The organism is Rhizobium sp. GR12 (assembly GCF_036596185.1).
GTDB lineage: Bacteria > Pseudomonadota > Alphaproteobacteria > Rhizobiales > Rhizobiaceae > Agrobacterium > Agrobacterium nepotum.
In genome coordinates this window covers 86045-103343 of record NZ_JASXTH010000011.1, presented here as the reverse complement: position 1 = coordinate 103343, position 17299 = coordinate 86045, and the positions used below count along the sequence as shown (strand labels likewise).

Below are 17299 nucleotides of genomic sequence, written 5' to 3'. Positions count from 1 at the left end.
TATGACTGGACAATCGCCCCCGCACCTCATGGAGACCGCAAAATGGCAAACCCTTCAAGCCCCATCCGCGACGAAATCCGCGCGATCGCCCCTTACAACGCAGGGCTGACGCTTGAGGACGTGCGGACGAAATATGAGGTCGATACCATCGCCAAGCTTGGCTCCAACGAAAACCCACTCGGGCCGTCGCCCACGCTGCGTCGGCTTTTCCCCGATATCGGCGAACTCGCGCGTCTCTATCCCGATCCGCAAGGGCGGACGCTGTGTGGCCGACTTGCCGCCAAATTCAGCGTGGATGACGGTCAGGTGATCCTTGGCAATGGCTCGGAAGATCTGATCGCAGTGATCTGCCGCTCCGTGGTCCGCCAGGGTGATACGGTCACCACGCTCTATCCGTCTTTCCCGCTGCATGAGGACTACACCACACTGATGGGCGGTGTCGTCGAGCGGGTGACTGTAAAGTCTGATTTGACGATCGACGTGGATGCAATGCTCGCGGCGATCGCGCGCAAGCCGCGCATGCTGATATTTTCCAATCCGATGAATCCAGTTGGCTCATGGATGACGCCGGCTGAACTCCACAAAATAATCGCCGCGCTCGACGAGGCAACGCTGGTCGTCGTCGACGAAGCCTATGCCGAATACGCTGCCGGCGAGGACTATCCCTCGGCCGTCGACCTGCTGCGGGAAACAGGCGTTAACTGGGTGGTGCTCCGCACTTTTTCCAAGGCCTTCGGTCTTGCCGGGCTTCGCATCGGCTATGGCATCGTCAGCAGCGGCGATCTCTGCGATCTCCTGAACCGTGCCCGCACGCCCTTCAACACCAACGCGATAGCGCAAGCCTCCGCCGTTGCGGCCCTCCAAGATGATGCGCATCTCAAGAAGACCATCGAGCTGGCACTTTCGGAGCGCGGGCGTGTCGCCGGCGAACTGGAGGCGTCGGGTTACCGGATGGCACCGTCGAAAGGCAATTTCCTGTTCGTCGATGTCAGAGCCAATGCGGTGCAGATCGCGGAAGAACTGCTCAAGCGCGGAGTTATTGTGAAACCGTGGAAGCAGCCGGGCTTCGACACCTTCATCCGTGTCAGCATCGGCTCACGCGGGGAGAATGATCACTTCCTCTGCGCATTCCGGGAAATCACTGCAGGCTGAGGTGCTGCTTTGAAGCGTGCGCGGATTGGCAGGAGCTGACGCGCGTCGCCCGGGCAGGTGGAGTGTGCCTGGGTAACCGGCCGACGGCATGCTCCATCTGGAGGCTTTTGCAATTCATATGGCCGTGCCTTTGTCGTGCTTCAGGTTCACGAGGGGATCAAGGGCAATTCTACCGCTGCCAAGGACCACAAGTGTCAGCGCCATGGCGGCCCAGGGCAGGTGGAAATTGGCCCATCCATCCGGAATGGTGAGCTGGATTACTGCCGTCATCACGAGCAGGCCAAGAGCTGCATAGCGGGTGAAAAGGCCGAGTACCAGCAGGATAGGTAGCACGAGTTCGCCAATTCCGGCCGCCGCTGCCATGGTCAACGGCATAGGGTAAGGGATCTGGTTGCCGAATATATGCAACTTGAATTCCTGTTCGAACAGATATCTGGCTCCGGTTGAAAGGGTCAGAAATCCGTCCCACTTTGTCAGCCCGGATTTGAAGAACGGAATTGCGAGACCAAGGCGCAATGCCAGCAATGGCAGCGACTGTGGGATGGACGCAAGCAGGCCTTCGGCGCGACGATGAAGCCAGACAAGAGCTGCGTCGCGAATGCCGGAAGAAGCGCGTTCGATGGTCATAGAATTTTCCCTTCAACAGGTTCAAAGGCGCTGAATGCGCCAAGGCCAGTCAGGCCGATCATGGCCGATCCGAAATCAAACCCGGGTGCCGTGGCAAGTGCCGTCAGCGCGGCTTCACCAAGGCGCGCTCCCTCAAGAAGACGGGCCGCGAAGACGGCGTCCACTGAGGGTAAAACCGTGATCTCGACATGCGTGGCCGGCCGCACGACAAGCGCCGTCTCGGGTCGCCAGTCAGTGACCGATGTCACGGCATCTCCCTGGTGGGCGCTCCAGATGGAGGCGGCCGGAAAGTCCGACACAACAAGCCGTGCCGAGGGATGCGCGACGAGCGACACGTTTGCGATGTGCTCAGGGGGAACGGCGAAGAGCTGGGCGACTTCCAACGGCACACCGTCTGCAGCATGATAGGCCTCAGTCCATGCGACCTCGATCCGCGCTACGTCGGCCAGATAAACGAGAGACGCTGCAGGCGGAAAGATTGCGATGAAGTCCGGGAAATCGTCGCCATACTGCATCATGAGCGGTGAGAGGGGTTTGTGATCGGTGGCGTAAGCACGTGCCATTCCGGTAAAGAAATCCGAGCCGACCAGCCGTTTTGTCACTGGAAAACGCTGCCCCAGTGCTGTTGTCAGCCCGACATGGACATTGTTGCGATAGACGGCAAAACGCAATGGATCGGCGGCGCCACGCGCGGTGGTGATGTCGTTCGGAAGCGGCCGGTCCGGATGGAGCAGGGCCGCAGCAAAGGCGTTCTGGGTTTCGGTGATACCCATGGTTACGCCGCCCGGTTGGCGCGGCTTTTCCCGGCCGCTTCGTTCAACATGGCATCGACGCGAGTGGCCTCCGCTTGAAGAGTGGCAAAGTCCGGGACGTTGTTGTCCCATTCAATCAATGTCGGCAAGGCACCGCTGCGCGACAGCGTATACCGGAAGAGCTCCACCACATCCAGGCTGACTGCGCTGCCGTGGGCATCGATCAGTAACCGGTCTCCGACGCAATCAAGGGTCTCGTCATAACCGGCAAGGTGGATCTCACCCACCAGCTCGACCGGAAAGCGGTCGATATAGGCGACCGGATCGAGACGGTGGTTCACCGCCGAAACCATGACGTTGTTGACGTCGAGCAGCAGTCCGCATCCGGTTCGGCTGGCGATTTCGATCAGGAAATCCACCTCGTCGATCGTGCTTTCGGTGAATAGCAGATAGGTCGATGGATTTTCGAGCAGGATTTTCCGGCCAAGCCATTGCTGGGTCTCGTCGACGTGGTCGATGACGCGCGCCAGCGTTTCGGCCGTATAGGGCAGCGGCAGAAGGTCGTTGAGGAAGCCGGTCTCGTGGGTCGACCAGGCCAGGTGTTCCGAGAAGCTCTGCGGCCTGTAGCGATCAATGAGGATGCGGAGCCGTTTCAGATGTTCCTTGTCGAGATCGCGTGCCGCGCCAATCGACAGGCCGACGCCATGAAGCGACAGCGGGTAAAGATCCGCAACCGCCTCAAGATAATGGTGCGGCGGGCCGCCAGCGCCCATATAGTTTTCAGCATGGACTTCGAAGAAGCCGACGTCCGGCCTGGTTGCGAGAATGATTTCGTAGTGCTCCGGCTTCAGGCCGAGCCCAGCACGTTGCGGCAAGGCGATGGCATGTCTTTCTGACGCGGTCATTGCTGTTCTCCCGGTTTTGAGTGAAGGGGTGGAGACCCGGAAACCGGGCCTCCGATAGACGTTCAGCCCTTCATAGGTTCCAGCATGCCCTTGTGGCCGTCGACATTCATCGAGGTGCAGGTGCCGGCCGGGACGGCCTTCCAGGCATTGCCCTGGTAGTCCATGGTCGAGGTGCCTGCGCAGGTGGTGCCGGCGCCGGCGGCGCAATCGTTCTGACCCTTGAGTGCAATGCCATAGCATTTCTCGTTGCCGACCATCTTCTCCGGCGCAAGCGGCGCTGCGAAGGAAACGGATGCAATTGCCGACGCGAGGGAGCCAGCGAGGGCGAGGGTAAGCGTGGAGCGGTTCATGGATGATCTCCTCTTTGACATTCGCAGACCGGTGATCGGCTGCGTATATATCTATCCGTTTGGGCTGCCCCGATGTTACGGTCTGCCCACAACACGAATTCGTGATGTCCTTTTTCGTCTCCACGGAACGGTAAATCGGGCGCCGAGTGTCACGTGCTGCGCAGATCATGGCAGGCCCCCTCAAGCTTTACTGCCCAGGCCCGACGGAATGGATTATTGGCCGCAGCATGCTCCTTTTCGATCGGAGGACCCGGAGCAGGCCGTGGTAGCCTTTAGGTTTTCGTGTTCCAGTCAACGGTCGCGCGGTTTGCGGCTTGCCGAACGCGGCGCGGGTTCGACATTCAGTGCGCCATTGTGAAGTCTTGGCATCGACGCGCAGTAGAACTGCACCGGTTCAGCGCCGTCGCTTGCCTCAAAGGTCAGTTTTGCGGATCCATCGAGCTGAACATGCTCGGAGACCTTGCAAGTGATCGCGGAGAACTTGCCCGCAGGCATATGCGTGCGATTGCATTCGTCCATATCCCAGAGCTGCACGAAGATTTCCGTCCAGGCTTCGGGGTTGGCCCCGAGCCCGACGGCGGGAAATACAGTCTGTGCGCGAAACGACCTAGATCCCGCTCCATGGTCGGCATTTTTCACTCGTCACCGCGGGATCACGTGCGGACAACCGTGCAGCGGATCGGGTATGACCAGACAATTCAGCGCAAAAATCTGCCGCATCGTCGCCTCTGTTACCACATCGTCAGGCGTGCCCTCGCGGTGTACTTTCCCGTCCTTGAGCGCAAATACATGATCGGCGAACCGAGCTGTAAGGTTGATGTCGTGGAGAACCATGACGACCGTTTTGCCACTCTCCCGATTCAGCTTTCGCACCAGTTCCAGAAGCTCAATCTGATGGCGCAGATCCAGAAAAGTCGTTGGCTCATCGAGCAGGAGGATTGGCGCGTCCTGCGCTAAAATCATTGCAATGAAAGCTCGCTGACGCTGTCCTCCGGACAGTTCCGACAGGGGTCGCAGTGAGTATGCCTCCACACCGGCCAAGGCCAGGGCGCGCTCGACTGCCAGCGCATCGGCGCGGGACCATTGTGACAAAGGTGATTGCCATGGAGTTCTGCCCCGCGCGACCAGATCGAACACCCGTAGATATTCCGGGACGGCCGAATTTTGCGGCAGGATCGCCAGTTGCCTTGCGACCTGTTTCGAATTCTGGCGATCGATGGGGTCTCCTTCAAGTAAAACCTCCCCCTCATCCGGACGTAAAAGTCGGGCGAGGCAACGCAGCAATGTTGACTTCCCACAGGCGTTGGGACCGATGATGACACTGATCTTTCCCCTCGGGACAGCAATGCCGAGCTTGTCGAGCACGGGGCCGACCGGCCGCGTAAGTGTCAGGCCTCCAGCTGACAGTGGAAAGGTGGCCGTTTTCATCAAATCACTCCCTTGCGGATTTCGTGGGTAAGTCGCCACACCAACAGGGGGGCCCCGATCATTGCGGTAAAGACCCCGGTTGGAAGATCGGCCCCAATAGGAAGAGAACGGCAGACAAGGTCGGCCACGACGGTCAGGCAGGCTCCAACCGCAGCTGCTCCCAAAATCTGTGAACCATCACGCCCACTGAGAACGGATGAAAGCCTGCGGGCGATCGGGTTGGCTGCGAAGGCGACGAATGGCAGTGGTCCAGCAACGCTGACGGCGCATGCTGTCAGGCCAACAGACAGAAAGAGGATTTTAAAACGGACTGTCGAGACGTTGAGCCCCAAACCTGTGGCAATATCATCGCCAAGTGCCAGCCTCTTCAGTGCAAATCCCTGCCATAGCGCGAACGGCCCAAGCGTGATCAATGCGCCAAAGATCAGGGCTACGTCATTCCATTCCGGACTGGAAAACGCCCCGACGAGCCATTTCATGATATCTGCGGCAGTCAGAAGATCCAGCTGCGCCATCATGATGTCGACGAGAGCCATGAGGAAGAGGCTCAGCGCCATACCAGTAAGTACGAGACGCGCTGACGACAGCCCCTTGTTCCAGGCCAGCAGCAGAACGAGCGCTGCGGACAACACGCCGCCGACCATCGCTCCTGGCAGGACCCAGAAACTACTTCCGGTCAGCATAACGGTGAAAAGCGCTCCGGTCGCAGCACCGGAACTAAATCCGATGATGTCTGGAGAGGCCAACGGATTGCGTAGCATGTCCTGGATCAGTGCCCCGGAGATGCCAAAAGCCGCACCGGCACCGATGCCGACCAGAAGGCGCGGCAGACGATGATACCAGATGACGATATCGGGGGTTTCATTCGCGCGCTGAAAGAGAATGGCCGATATTTCCGCAGCGGTCAGCGGATAGTTTCCAAAGTACAGGGCAAGCCCGGAGACAGCCATCAGGATTGCAAGCGTGAGCACGGTGAAGACAAGCGTCTGGGGGGCGCCCCTCCCGGAAAACGCACCGCATCGCCACGCCGTGGAAATCGGTCTTGTCATACGCCTACCCGCCCACTGCGGATTGCCAGAACCAGAGCAGGTGCTCCGATCACGGCGACCATAACCCCCGCCTGCATGCCGGTGCCGGTGAACAGCAGGCGTCCAGCGATATCAGCAGCCAGGAGGATGGTGGCACCCAGAACGGCCGACACTAATAGCCGGATACGCTCGTCCCCGGCGACCAGCCCCGCGGCAAGATGTGGCGCGATCAGTCCGACAAAGCCGATAGGACCTGCCAGCGAGACAACGGCCGAGCAGAGACAAACGGCGGCGGCAAGTCCAAGCACGTAGGCGAGCCGGATATCGACGCCAAGCGACCTGGCGAGATCCTCGCCGAGCACATAGGCGTTCAGCATCAATCCGGCGGCCGCCGCGAGGACAACGCCTGCGGCGAACAGTGGTGACAACGTCCCGATGGCTGCCAGGGATATCCCGTCAAGCCCGCCCATGACCCAGAAACGATAGGTGTCGAGAGCTTGCTGGCTCAGCAAAAGGAAGCCACGCACAATCGCCAGGAAGAACGCGCTGACGGCAGCACCTGCGAGAAGCAGACGTATCGGGTGCGGCCTGCTGCCTGCAAAGGCTCCAAGCGCCAGAACAGCCAGGGCGCCCGAGGTTGCGCCGGCCATGGCGGCCACCGATCTCGCCAGTGTTATTGCATCGCCGGCAACGGCAATGAAGATGACCACACCGAAAGCCGCTCCGGCATTGATTCCGAGCAGCCCAGGGTCTGCCAACGGGTTTCGGGTAACTGTCTGCATGATGGAGCCAGCCGCTCCGAGGGCCGCGCCGCACAATAGGGCTGCCACCAGCCGCGGCAGTCGCAACGACCATATGACAACATCTTCAGGCCGGTTGAGATCCGTGGCAACAAGTGCGTTCCACAGCTCTCTGAACGCGACAGGTCGAGGGCCGAGTGAGAGTGCCAGTCCGATCAATATCAGGAAAATGGGCAACCCGAGGAGTAACAGCGGCCGGCTCTTCATGGGTTTTGGCCCCCGGCGCCAGCAGCTTTTGCGGGCGAAGTAGTCGCCAGCACCTTCTCAAGCTCCGGAACGAGGCTCGAAAGCGCGTAGTCGAGGCTGAGCGGACTGGAATGCGAAAGCGCTGCAGAAAGCAGAACATTAGCATGGACCTCATGTCCGGTCCTGACAGCTCGCAGAAAGGGATAAAGCGGCTGGCTTGCGAATTCGGGACGCCCCTTCTGGGAGTTCAGCCAGATCAATACGTCAGTGTCGATCGGGGTAAGATCTTCAGGAGATAAGCGCACATAGAAACTCCGCCCCGCCGCCAGCGCATCGACCGCGCCTGGCGTTCTGAAGCCAAGGGCGGCAAGGAAGCGACTTCTGACATCGCGCGACGTAAAGGTTTCCGGCCCTCGTATAGACGCCATCACCGCTGTCTTCGTATGCCAGTCCGGATGTGCCGCCCGGACGGCCGCAAACTTCCCCTCCAGTCGATCGATGATCTCCTTTGCGGCCGTTTCGCGACCCGTCGCGTAACCGAAAACTCTGGTCATCTCCTGCCAGGGCATGTCGTAATCCCCGCCGCCGGCCGCCGGTGGCAACGTGGGCGCAATTCTCGACAGGAATCGGTATTCAGCTTCGGTCATGCCTGACCACATGCCCTCAATGAGGTCGGGGTGCAGCGCGGCAATACGTTCGAGATCGAGATGCCCACTCAAAACAACCGGAAGGTCGTCTCCAAGAGCTTTCTCCGCCCAGGGCCAGACACCCTTCGGATTATTTCCGTACCAGTAGCGCAAGCCTGCCGGCTTGACCCCCAATGCCAGCGCGAAATCGTGCCCGATGTAGCTGAGTGTGACCACTCGAACCGGCTTCGCTGTCACGACCGTAGACCCGTAGCGATGCTCGATCCTGCGTGGGAAATCTTCCGCGCACGCGTTGCTCACGGTCAATAACAACGTCGACAGGACTATCAATCTTCTCAAAACCTGCATCGGGTGCCCCGAATAATCTGACACCCGGCGGTGCCTTCGCGTCGCTGGATGCATTGGTTCAGAATTTGCGCGACGCGGTAAGCATTACGCGACGCCCCTCGTTGTAAGTGCAGCTGCCGGCATAGTCCGCCAGTGCGCCTACCGCCGCAGCGAATGTCGCGGTATTGCATTCGGCCTCGTACTCCCTGTTGGCGAGGTTGCGCGCTGCCAGAACGAGACTCCAGTCGTCCCGCTGGTAGCTGATTGATGCATCGAGAAGGTTGGCGGAGCTGATATGATAGGCGTTGGCCGCATCCGAAAAATATGAGCCAACATGCCGGACCCCGGCTCCAAGGCTGAGACCCTCAAGCGCAGGCATCTGCACATCATATTTGACCCAGGCGGAGGCCGAGTGGACAGGCGCCCTTGCAGGCCTGTTGCCCTGCAGCGTCGGATCCTTCGTCACCTCGGCATCCACATACGTGTAGGAGCCGAGAACCGTGAAGCCGTGGTCGAGCTCAAGAAGCGCGTCGACGTCGAGGCCCATAGAGCGAACCTTGCCTGCCTGGATCTTTGTTATTCCGGTCAGGTCGGACGGGTCGTTGTAGGTCGCGTTCAGCTTTGTTGTGTCGAACAGGGCCACGTTAAAGTGACCGCGGTCTTCCGGCAGCTTGTAACGCAGGCCAATTTCGTAGGCGCGGGATTTCTCCATCTCAAGCGCTGCGCCGCTCGCCGTAATCCCGGCGGGAGGAACGTTGAAGGAGTAGGCACCGTTGCCATAGACGGTCCATGCATCATCAAAATTCCAGGCAATGCCGAAACTGCCGGAGGTTACCTGACCTTCAGATGCGATCTTTCCGGCGCTCGTTTCTGTCGAGCTCTTGACCCAGTCATGCCGGATGCCGCCACTGAAAACGAGGTTTTCGAACTCACTCCGGCTCGTCAGATACACACCAGTCTGATCGATGTCATTGTTCAAAACGGCAGGCAGATGGGCGGGAAGCGCACCGGACAGGAAGTTTGTCAGATCACCCGTGAAGAGGTTCATCTCTCCAAGATAACCCTGGGCATAATCCACATCGGAACGGGCAAGATAATGGTCGAAGCCTGCCACGACAGTGCCGCTCAAGTCTCCGGACTCGAATTCGTAAGACAGACTATTATCGAAACTCGCCTGGTAGGCGTTCTGTTCGAGATCGAACTTGCTGAGCAATGCGGTGTCAACCGCACTCGGATCTGCTCCAGGCACACCAAACAGTGCAGGCAGCGAGACGAAAGCGGCCGGAACCGCGGTTCGCATCCGCCAGTCGTTTTCCGCATATCGCGCTTTGCTGTGGAAGGTGATGCCCGTTTCGAACTCATGTTCAAATTCATAGCCGATGGTGGTCTGCCTGGTTTTGACGGAGTTGTGGCCTGCAAGTCCGGTGTAGGTGTCCGGCGAAAAATGGCCAAGGGGGTTGTGGCGCAGCGATCCGTATTCCGGCACGACCGACCAGCTGTCTCCGACATCGTCCCTTTGAATTTCTGCGAAAAGAGTGAGGCTGGTGGTGTCTTCCGGCTTCCACGTCAATGACGGCGCCACGTAGAACCGTCCTTGGTCGACTTCATCATAATTAGTGCCTGACCGGTTGGCCACACCTATGAACCGATAGGCGAAATCATCACCGATCGGGCCGGTGCTGTCGATGCCGGCTTCCGTTCCTCCATAGCTGGAAAGACGGCCAAAGACCGTACTGCTTGGCTCGAAGCTCGGACGTTTGGTCACGGCATTGACCAGGCCCCCGGGCTCGTTGGACCCATAAAGATCGGAGGTCGGTCCTCGGAGAATATCGAGGCGCTCTAATCCAAAAGGTTCAGTCCGCCATGCTGCCCAGCCGAATGTGCGTAACGGCATGCCATCTCGATAGGTGCCAACATTCTGGGTTTCAAAACCGCGTATCACGTATTGGTCGTAGCGATTGTCGTTACCGTAGAGTCCGGTGGCGACACCGGGCGAGTAGGCGATTGCTTCTTCGAGATCGGAGACCCCCCGGTCGATCATCTGTCGCTGTGTCACGACGTTTACCGAACGTGGTGTCTTCTGAATGTCGGCGGAGATGCGGGTGCCCGTGGTACCGGAAGCCAGACTGTAGGAATCCTCACTCGACTGGCCGCCGCTTAGAATGATGGTCTGGAGGACCGTGGCGTCGTCAGAGCCTGCCGCGCCGCCTGCCGTCGCCGATGGACTGATGATCGTAACGCTGTTTCTGCTGGTGAACCGCCAGGTTAGGCCAGTCCCCGATAACAGCCTGGCGATCACCTCCGGCGCTGCGCCGTCTCCTCGAAAGCCACCTGTCCGCAATGACCGCGTGGCCGCAGCATCATAGATAAGCTGCAAACCGGTCGCGTCTGCAAAGCGGTTTAATGCCTGAGGCAGAGGCCCGGCCGCGATTTCGTAGCGCACCGTCACGGCTCGCTCCTGAGCAGCGGCGACGTCGACGAAAGGAACCGTCAGAACGGGAAAACATACCGTCGTCGCAAGAAAAACCACCAGCCTGCGCGTGGAGCGGTGAGACGCCGCAAAGTGAGAACTCATTTAGACCCCCTGGACACATCTCTGACCCCTGACAAACAGGCAATCAGATGATTTCGCCGTTTATGACGTTTGCCCAGAGAAAAACCGGAGTAAGAAAATCAAGAAATTTTAGAAAAATTAGCGATGGATCAGGATCAGGAGACTTCCCAGTCTGGTGTCATTGAATCCAAAGGATTTTTCCAGTGCATCGATGACCTTGACGATGTCGCTGGTCTCAAAGACGCCGCTTACGCGTCGCGCTCTGATCGACTGATCGACGATCCTTATCACCCCGTTATGATAGCGGTTTAGTTCATCGATAACCTCGCCGAGCGGCTGGTCGACGAAGATCAGTTTCCTCCGTCTCCATGCCGTTTCGGATGCCGCGTCCACTTTCTCGATGGCGCCAAGGTTTCCATCTTCGTACCGGACACGTTCATCGGGGCCGAGTTCGAGGGATGCTCCGGCAGGGTTACCCGAAACGGAAACATGGCTTTCGATTACCGTCACGACGCTGCCGCGGTCATCGTTTCGAACGCCATATACCGTGCCGAGCGCGGTTGCCTCGCCTCCCTGAGACTCCACAATGAAGGGTCGGTTCGAATCGGAAGCCACGGTGAACACGGCCTCACCCCTTTTAAGGTGGATCCTGCGCTCACCAGAAGAGTATGCGATTGCAATAGCTGTGCCGCTGTTCATTTCGGCTGTTGAGCCGTCCGGCAAAGTCAGGACCTGGAATTCTCCAACTGCCGTGTAGCCATCGGCAAACATTCTCGATGGGAAATCAAGGGCGTAACTCCCGAGGCCAAGTAGACAGAGAAACGTGAACCCGGCCGCAATCGGTCGAAGGAAACCACGCGCAGGCGGTGGCGCCAGAACGGCCGGGGACGGCTGCATCGAACCAAGTTCTTGCCAGGTGCCGGCAATTTCCGCATAGGCATCGCGGTGCCGATCAGAGGCTGCAAGCCAGGCATGGAATGCCACCTCATCCTCTGCCGACAGAGGGCCGCCATCGTGCCGAAAGAACCATCCGGCGGCCTGTTCCAGAATATCCTTGTCGTTAAAATCCGTCATGAACAAGGGTTCGCCTTGTAACGCCCCGAGACAATGAGACAATGAGTAAGTCCAACCAAAACAGAAGACGTTCTGGAAGAGGCTAACCCCAGGTTGGGTGCAAAATTAGTCATTCGCCTTCACGCGCCGGGCGCAGTGGATAGTTGCCGCTGCCAGATGCTTCTCCACAGCACTGGCGCTGATCCCCATCCGATCGGCGATCTCGGCGTGGGACAACCCTTCAAATCGCCGAAGAACGAAGCATTCGCGGCATCGTGGTGGAAGTTCCGCAACCGCCTGCGCGAGAATTGCCAATCGCTGCCGGCCAATGACCTCCCGCTCCGCATCCGGCCGGTCATCGGCAGCATCCACGGTGTCAGCGTCGATGAAACTTTTTTGAAGGCGCACTCGACGGCGATGGTGATCAGTAACGAGATTAGACAATATGCGGTAGAGATAAGCCCGTGGATTGAAGGGCAGGTCGTCGCCAGTCGTCACCAGCCGTAGACAAGCTTCCTGGACAAGCTCTTCCGCCACCGTATCGTCGCCGACCCTCCGTCGGGCATAGCGCCGCAGCTCTCCGTAACATCGCTCAATGACACCCGCGAGGAGCCGCTGGGGGTCATTGCCGTCCGAGAGCACCAAATCCGTCATTTCCTGAACTGCCTGTACCACCGAGTTATGACCGATGCCGACCTTTGCCATTCATTAGAGCGAACGGGCGGGTATTTCAAGTTTCACGTTCCCTCGAACATCACAGCCGGGCTTGGCATCGCGCCGGGAGCCGGCCGGGCGTTATGAAATTACTCAACTCCCGGCTCACTGAACGAAATTGAACCGTTGAGACGTGAACCTGCTCAGGTCGCTCCGATGCTTGGCTCCTGTGTGTCAGACGATCGCTACAATGTTCCCCTGATTTTTACGGGTTGTTTATTGCCGTCCGGGGGAGACGCTTATTCATCTGACGTTCATGCGCCGGAGGCCACCTTGCGCGTGGTCGCTCCGCCAAGTGGCCCAACAGAGGCCCGCAGCACCCTAGGTCTGCGGGCCTCTATTTTTTGATCGCGAGAAGTTGATCATCGAAATATTCCTGAAAACCAGGCCCTCTGAAGTTGGCGGGTAATTTGGGGGTTGTAGGCTGGTTTCTACGGTTTTAAGACGACGCCCGTCGCGCGTCCCCTGAAACAGGCCGCGGCATCGGGGCCTGTCGCTTGGCGGGGCGACGGGCCCCTTTTTTGCGATCAGTCTGAACCACCAGCCAAACGATTGACTGTATTTCGTGGAGGAACTGTCGACAGCAGGCTGCCCACACTGGATCCCGTCAAGATGTGCTAATCTCAATAGTTCTTTTTGCGAACGGTCTTGTTGCCGTGTGGCCCGCGGAGGCAGGTGTTCTGTCACGGCTTTCAGCAACAAGATTTTGTCAGCGTTCAACGCGATCGGCGGCCAAAGCGCCGCTTTTGACAACCGATTGAACATACAGCCTGGTTCATGCGCGTGGGCGCAATCGCGAAACCGGCAGCGCGGTGCCAGTAGCGCGTCGTGCCGAACTGGAAGCATTTCATAGCCGGAAGATCACACCGGAACGCCGGGAAGGGGGCGCAAAGCTTGTCAGCTATATCATCTCGTTCCTCGCAAGACTGCAGCGCGCTCCCTGTTTCGACTAATGGTCAAGCGGGGTGGATTGACTGATCATACCGGTGCCCAACACTTGTGCCAACCAGCTTGAATGCCGCGCCTGGAGACCCTGCGATCGACCATTGTGGTTCTCGGAGAATTGATTCATCCTCACGAGAACAGTCAACGTTGGATGAGGGCTTGTCCTGATCATAGTGGAAGCTGGCTGTTCTGCTGTCCCTGGTCTTGGGGCAAACGCTGATTTTGCTGGTCGCGTCGCATTCGGCACAGCGTGTCATGATCACAGATGAATCTGAAGGAGATATCGCATGCCCAAGCCCGTCAAGGCTCTTGTTGTAAGCACAATTGCAGTGTTGGCCTCATGCGCCGCCGATAATGCGTCGACAACGCCGGCAAAAGGGCTCTGCAACGCTGACGCTGTTCAAAGCCTTGTTGGCAAGTTAAAGCCGACAGATGCGGAGGCCATGCGGATCACGAACTCGAAAATCGTCCGCCAGATCGAGCCAGGCCAGATGGTGACCCAGGACTTCAGAGAGGATCGGGTCACTATCGAGACCGATCCTGTGTCCGGTCGGGTCGTAGGAGCCAGGTGCGGATGAGACGCCTCAGAGATAGACCGTGCAGGCGCTAGATTTACTGCCAGGTTACAAGTTTCTGTCAAAACCCTATAGTGGCGTGCGCAGAGGGAAATCTGTTTGGAGCGAGGGTGATGAATGCCGTTGGATCCAAACGGGAACGAAAATTGTTCCTGGGTCTGATCGTAGAGACCGCGGTAGGTCCCGCGGCCGAAAGGGATATCGACATCCCCGTATGCTTTGGCGGCCACGTCATCTCATCCACCATGAATGAAATCGGTCGTTCATCCCGGGGGTCTCGAACCCGGCGTCGATCCTGTCCTGGTCGACATGAAATTTCCGCGGATGCCCATGCTTCGCTTTTGCCGTCCCGGGCTGGAGGTTATTTAAAGGAAATCTTGCCCGCACAGACGCTCTACCGATTTGTTGGCCCCAAAACGCGAATTGCGAGCCGATGGTCAAAAATTGCTCGCCCGTTACAAGCGCGGAATCTGAGTCATGCGGGCAGAGAGTTTCCCGCCTTCTCAAGCGGCCGCTCTCTACCCGTTCCGGAAATTCGGTTCCAGTGTGCTGTGGTGCAAAATGAGCGCATTGCCGACGTTCCCGCCCCAATGATATCGGCGGCCCCCACCAATGCGATGGCCGCATCCTGACGTACGTCAACGCAGCTTATGACGATCCGCCCACGCAGCGACGGCCTTGCCGATGATCTCTGGCTGATCTTCCGGGCAAATGTGGGCAGCCGGTCCGCATGCCTCCACCTCCAGGGAGGAGATGTTCCCTTGCGCCCAACCTGACATTTCCGGTCCGATCATGAGGGCGCCACCCGAGTTGTCGAAGGTCAGCAGCAGTTTGGGGGTTTCCGGTGAATTCGCCAGCCAAGTGTCGTAGGCTTCGATGCGTCTCACCGTATCGGCAGGTTCGCCCTCTATCGGCATTTCTCTCGGCCACGCGAGCAGGGGGCGCCTGCTTTCTCGGGTGGAATAAGGCTGCCGGTAGATGTCGTGATCCTCGGCGCTCAGGCCGGACTGAATCGTAACCGAGAGCGCCTGCTCGATAAAGAAGTTCTCATCGAGAACCTTGGCTTCGCCGCTGCCGGTGGCGCGGATCGTCTCGTATCTTAGCCGATGCGGGCCAGGAAAATCATTCCAAGTCATCGGTCGAAGGATCGTCTCCATGAGGACTACGCCCCGGACGCGTTCCGGATGCCGAGCCGCCCAGTCCATGGCGAGCGCGCCGCCCCAATCGTGGCCGATGAGGATCGCTTGGTCGAGTGACAACTTTTCGAACCAGGCGTCGAGATATTCGGCATGATCGGAGAAGCGGTAGGTGATGTCTGGCTTGCCGGACTGACCCATGCCGATGAGATCAGGAGCTAGGCTGCGGGCAGGCGATCCAATATGCGGAATGACGTTTCGCCAGACATAGGACGATGTCGGGTTGCCGTGTAGGAACACGAATGGGTTGCCGGTCCCGGACTCGCGGTAGAACATCGTGGAATTGAGAACTTGCAGCGAAGGCATGGCTTTATTCCTTGCGTCGGATTTAGTAAGGTGCCTGTCTATCTAAACTAGTTAGACAGGCACCTGTCAATATGTCCATAGGCTCTGCTCCCGCTCCGCAATCGCTCGGCGTCCTGCTGCGGCTTGCTCACCAGCATTTTTCCTTGGCCGTCGATGAGGCGCTGGACCAGTCGGGTTTCGGCGACATCCGCCTACATCACGCGAATGTCTTCAGCTTTGTGCCGCCCGAAGGCATTCAGGTGTCCGAACTCACGGTGAAGGCGGGCGTACGCAAGCAATCGATGGCGCAGGCGGTGGAGGAGTTGGAGAAACTAGGCTATGTCGAGCGGCGGCCGCATCCAGCCGACAAGCGTGCACGCCTGGTTTTTCTTACGGAACGCGGAAAGCAGATACGTCCGCTCGCAATGGCCACCGGCAAGCGCGTGGAAGAAGTGTGGGCGCGACTCCTTGGCGAAAGGGACCTGGAGGTGTTGCGTTCTGCTCTGCAAGCACTTCTCGGCAAGCTGCAAGGTAGGGGCAATGATGACAAGAACTGAATGGTTCTAGGCGGCCGATTCATTATCCGACACGAGGCCCGATCGCTGGGGCGGGGCACCGTGGGAATGTACAGAAGGTCCGCCGGCTTCAGGTTCCTACCCCGATTGCGACCTTGCCGGTACGCGCCAATCGGTCAAATGTGCACCCTTTGATCCACCTGCCGTGTATCTGTGCTCCTTTAATGTTCAGAGGCCACCTAGCCGCGATCGCCTTTTCCGGACCTTGCGACGAGATCACGAACGTAGCTTTCCAGCGATGTCGAACCGCGCCAGGGGTCGTCAGCCAGATCAAAGCCGCCATCGACGCTGATCTCGGTCATCCGTACGTAGGACGCTGCAGCCGGCTCGGAGAAGCCCAGATCCAGAAACGCCTGCTTCCACTTGGTTCGTGGCGTGATCGCCAGTTTCACAGACCTCCCAAGCTCCGCTGCGAAAGCATCCGCCACATCGCGCGGCGAATAACGCTCGGGTCCTTCAATGTACCAGACGCCGACGTCTTCGCTCGAAGACAATAGTCGCTCGGCGGCGGCCTGGCCGAGGTCGGCGGGCGCGACCATCGGAATGCTCGTATCCTCAGAAAACATCGTCGGCAGAACGCCATCGCGCTGGATCACATCGAGAAAACCATCCCAGTTGCTCATGTAGTAAACACCACGGTTGATCGCCGCCGGGATGGACTGCTGGCGCAGGCCCTCCTCGAATTCCCACAGGACGTTGAGATCCCCGAGGCGCTCTCCTGGCTGTGCGCCGGCCGTTGACGCCGCGACCACCTTTTCCAGCCCCGACTCCTCCAGGGCGGCGAGGATACTGGCGACTGTGCGCCGTTCGACGACGTCCGTGTCATTACTCGTATCAGCCGGCGGGTTGAGGAGGAAGGCGCGTTTGGCGCGCTGAAACGCCGCACGCAGCGATGGTGTGTCCTCCACATTCAATTCGATGATCTCAGCGCCCTTCGTGCGCCACCCGTCGGCTCGTCCGGCATCACGCGTCACGATTGCCACCGCCTCACCTCGGCCCAGCAGATTCACGGCGATCGCCGAACCAACATGTCCAGTGCCGCCCATGATGATGTGCATTGTCGGCTCCGTTTTTACGCCCATGCACGCAAACGCGCGACGATAAAATCACCAGCGGTCCGGGACATGGGTGTTACCTCCTGGAGTACTTGCTGAAATGGTCTGTATCTTAAACGAACATCGGACACGGCCGGTTGGTTCC

At 58.9% G+C, this 17299-nt stretch carries 16 protein-coding genes and 2 pseudogenes; 4 read left to right on the top strand and 14 right to left on the bottom strand.

Features of this window, described 5'->3' with window-relative positions; translation table 11 throughout:
• Positions 1-42: 42 nt before the first annotated feature.
• Positions 43-1152: a histidinol-phosphate transaminase gene (locus QSK43_RS19515; RefSeq protein WP_332304837.1), complete on the top strand. Its 1110-nt coding sequence runs from the start codon at positions 43-45 to the stop codon at positions 1150-1152.
• A gap of 114 nt (positions 1153-1266) precedes the next feature.
• Here QSK43_RS19515 and QSK43_RS19510 read toward each other — a convergent pair whose 3' ends face one another.
• The 12 genes and pseudogenes from QSK43_RS19510 to QSK43_RS19455 form a co-directional block, all read right to left on the bottom strand.
• A complete protein-coding gene (locus QSK43_RS19510) occupies positions 1267-1779 on the bottom strand; it encodes a DoxX family protein (protein ID WP_332304836.1) in 513 nt (170 codons plus the stop codon).
• The gene (locus tag QSK43_RS19505) at positions 1776-2552 is read right to left on the bottom strand and encodes a DNA-binding domain-containing protein (RefSeq protein WP_332304835.1); all 777 of its coding nucleotides are present in this window, start codon (positions 2550-2552) and stop codon (positions 1776-1778) included. Before QSK43_RS19505 ends, QSK43_RS19510 begins: the two co-directional genes overlap by 4 nt.
• Positions 2553-2554: 2 nt before the next feature.
• Positions 2555-3436 (bottom strand): MNIO family bufferin maturase, encoded by an 882-nt coding sequence (gene bufB, locus QSK43_RS19500; RefSeq protein ID WP_332304834.1) that lies wholly within the window; start codon positions 3434-3436, stop codon positions 2555-2557.
• A 62-nt stretch (positions 3437-3498) separates the two neighbouring features.
• The gene (locus QSK43_RS19495; RefSeq protein ID WP_045020650.1) at positions 3499-3786 is read right to left on the bottom strand and encodes a BufA1 family periplasmic bufferin-type metallophore; all 288 of its coding nucleotides are present in this window, start codon (positions 3784-3786) and stop codon (positions 3499-3501) included.
• A 213-nt stretch (positions 3787-3999) separates the two neighbouring features.
• Positions 4000-4371 (bottom strand): annotated as a pseudogene (locus QSK43_RS19490) (DUF6428 family protein); the annotation flags it as partial.
• 57 nt (positions 4372-4428) lie between these two features.
• A complete protein-coding gene (locus QSK43_RS19485) occupies positions 4429-5214 on the bottom strand; it encodes an ABC transporter ATP-binding protein (protein WP_332304833.1) in 786 nt (261 codons plus the stop codon).
• Positions 5214-6164: a FecCD family ABC transporter permease gene (locus QSK43_RS19480; protein ID WP_332304832.1), complete on the bottom strand. Its 951-nt coding sequence runs from the start codon at positions 6162-6164 to the stop codon at positions 5214-5216. Before QSK43_RS19480 ends, QSK43_RS19485 begins: the two co-directional genes overlap by 1 nt.
• 95 nt (positions 6165-6259) lie before the next feature.
• Positions 6260-7249: a FecCD family ABC transporter permease gene (locus tag QSK43_RS19475; protein WP_332304831.1), complete on the bottom strand. Its 990-nt coding sequence runs from the start codon at positions 7247-7249 to the stop codon at positions 6260-6262.
• Positions 7246-8223 (bottom strand): ABC transporter substrate-binding protein, encoded by a 978-nt coding sequence (locus QSK43_RS19470; protein WP_332304830.1) that lies wholly within the window; start codon positions 8221-8223, stop codon positions 7246-7248. The genes QSK43_RS19475 and QSK43_RS19470 overlap by 4 nt, the downstream gene beginning before the upstream one ends.
• Before the next feature lie 58 nt (positions 8224-8281).
• Positions 8282-10651 (bottom strand): TonB-dependent siderophore receptor, encoded by a 2370-nt coding sequence (locus tag QSK43_RS19465; protein WP_332304829.1) that lies wholly within the window; start codon positions 10649-10651, stop codon positions 8282-8284.
• Between the two features lie 243 nt (positions 10652-10894).
• A complete protein-coding gene (locus tag QSK43_RS19460; RefSeq protein WP_332304828.1) occupies positions 10895-11830 on the bottom strand; it encodes a FecR family protein in 936 nt (311 codons plus the stop codon).
• A 105-nt stretch (positions 11831-11935) separates the two neighbouring features.
• Positions 11936-12514 (bottom strand): RNA polymerase sigma factor, encoded by a 579-nt coding sequence (locus QSK43_RS19455; protein WP_332304827.1) that lies wholly within the window; start codon positions 12512-12514, stop codon positions 11936-11938.
• 821 nt (positions 12515-13335) lie between these two features.
• On the opposite strand from QSK43_RS19455, the pseudogene QSK43_RS27205 reads away from it, so the two are divergent.
• Both QSK43_RS27205 and QSK43_RS19450 read left to right on the top strand, forming a co-directional pair.
• Positions 13336-13538: pseudogene (locus QSK43_RS27205) on the top strand (hypothetical protein); the annotation flags it as partial.
• A 217-nt stretch (positions 13539-13755) separates the two neighbouring features.
• Positions 13756-14046, top strand: coding sequence for an I78 family peptidase inhibitor (locus QSK43_RS19450; RefSeq protein ID WP_332304826.1), 291 nt, complete (start codon positions 13756-13758; stop codon positions 14044-14046).
• A gap of 635 nt (positions 14047-14681) precedes the next feature.
• Here QSK43_RS19450 and QSK43_RS19445 read toward each other — a convergent pair.
• Entirely contained in the window at positions 14682-15587 is a 906-nt protein-coding gene (locus tag QSK43_RS19445) for a haloalkane dehalogenase (RefSeq protein ID WP_332304944.1), read from the bottom strand.
• A gap of 29 nt (positions 15588-15616) precedes the next feature.
• On the opposite strand from QSK43_RS19445, the gene QSK43_RS19440 reads away from it, so the two are divergent.
• Entirely contained in the window at positions 15617-16081 is a 465-nt protein-coding gene (locus tag QSK43_RS19440) for a MarR family winged helix-turn-helix transcriptional regulator (RefSeq protein ID WP_332304825.1), read from the top strand.
• Between the two features lie 197 nt (positions 16082-16278).
• Here QSK43_RS19440 and QSK43_RS19435 read toward each other — a convergent pair whose 3' ends face one another.
• Positions 16279-17157 (bottom strand): NmrA family NAD(P)-binding protein, encoded by an 879-nt coding sequence (locus QSK43_RS19435; protein WP_332304824.1) that lies wholly within the window; start codon positions 17155-17157, stop codon positions 16279-16281.
• Positions 17158-17299 lie beyond the last annotated feature (142 nt).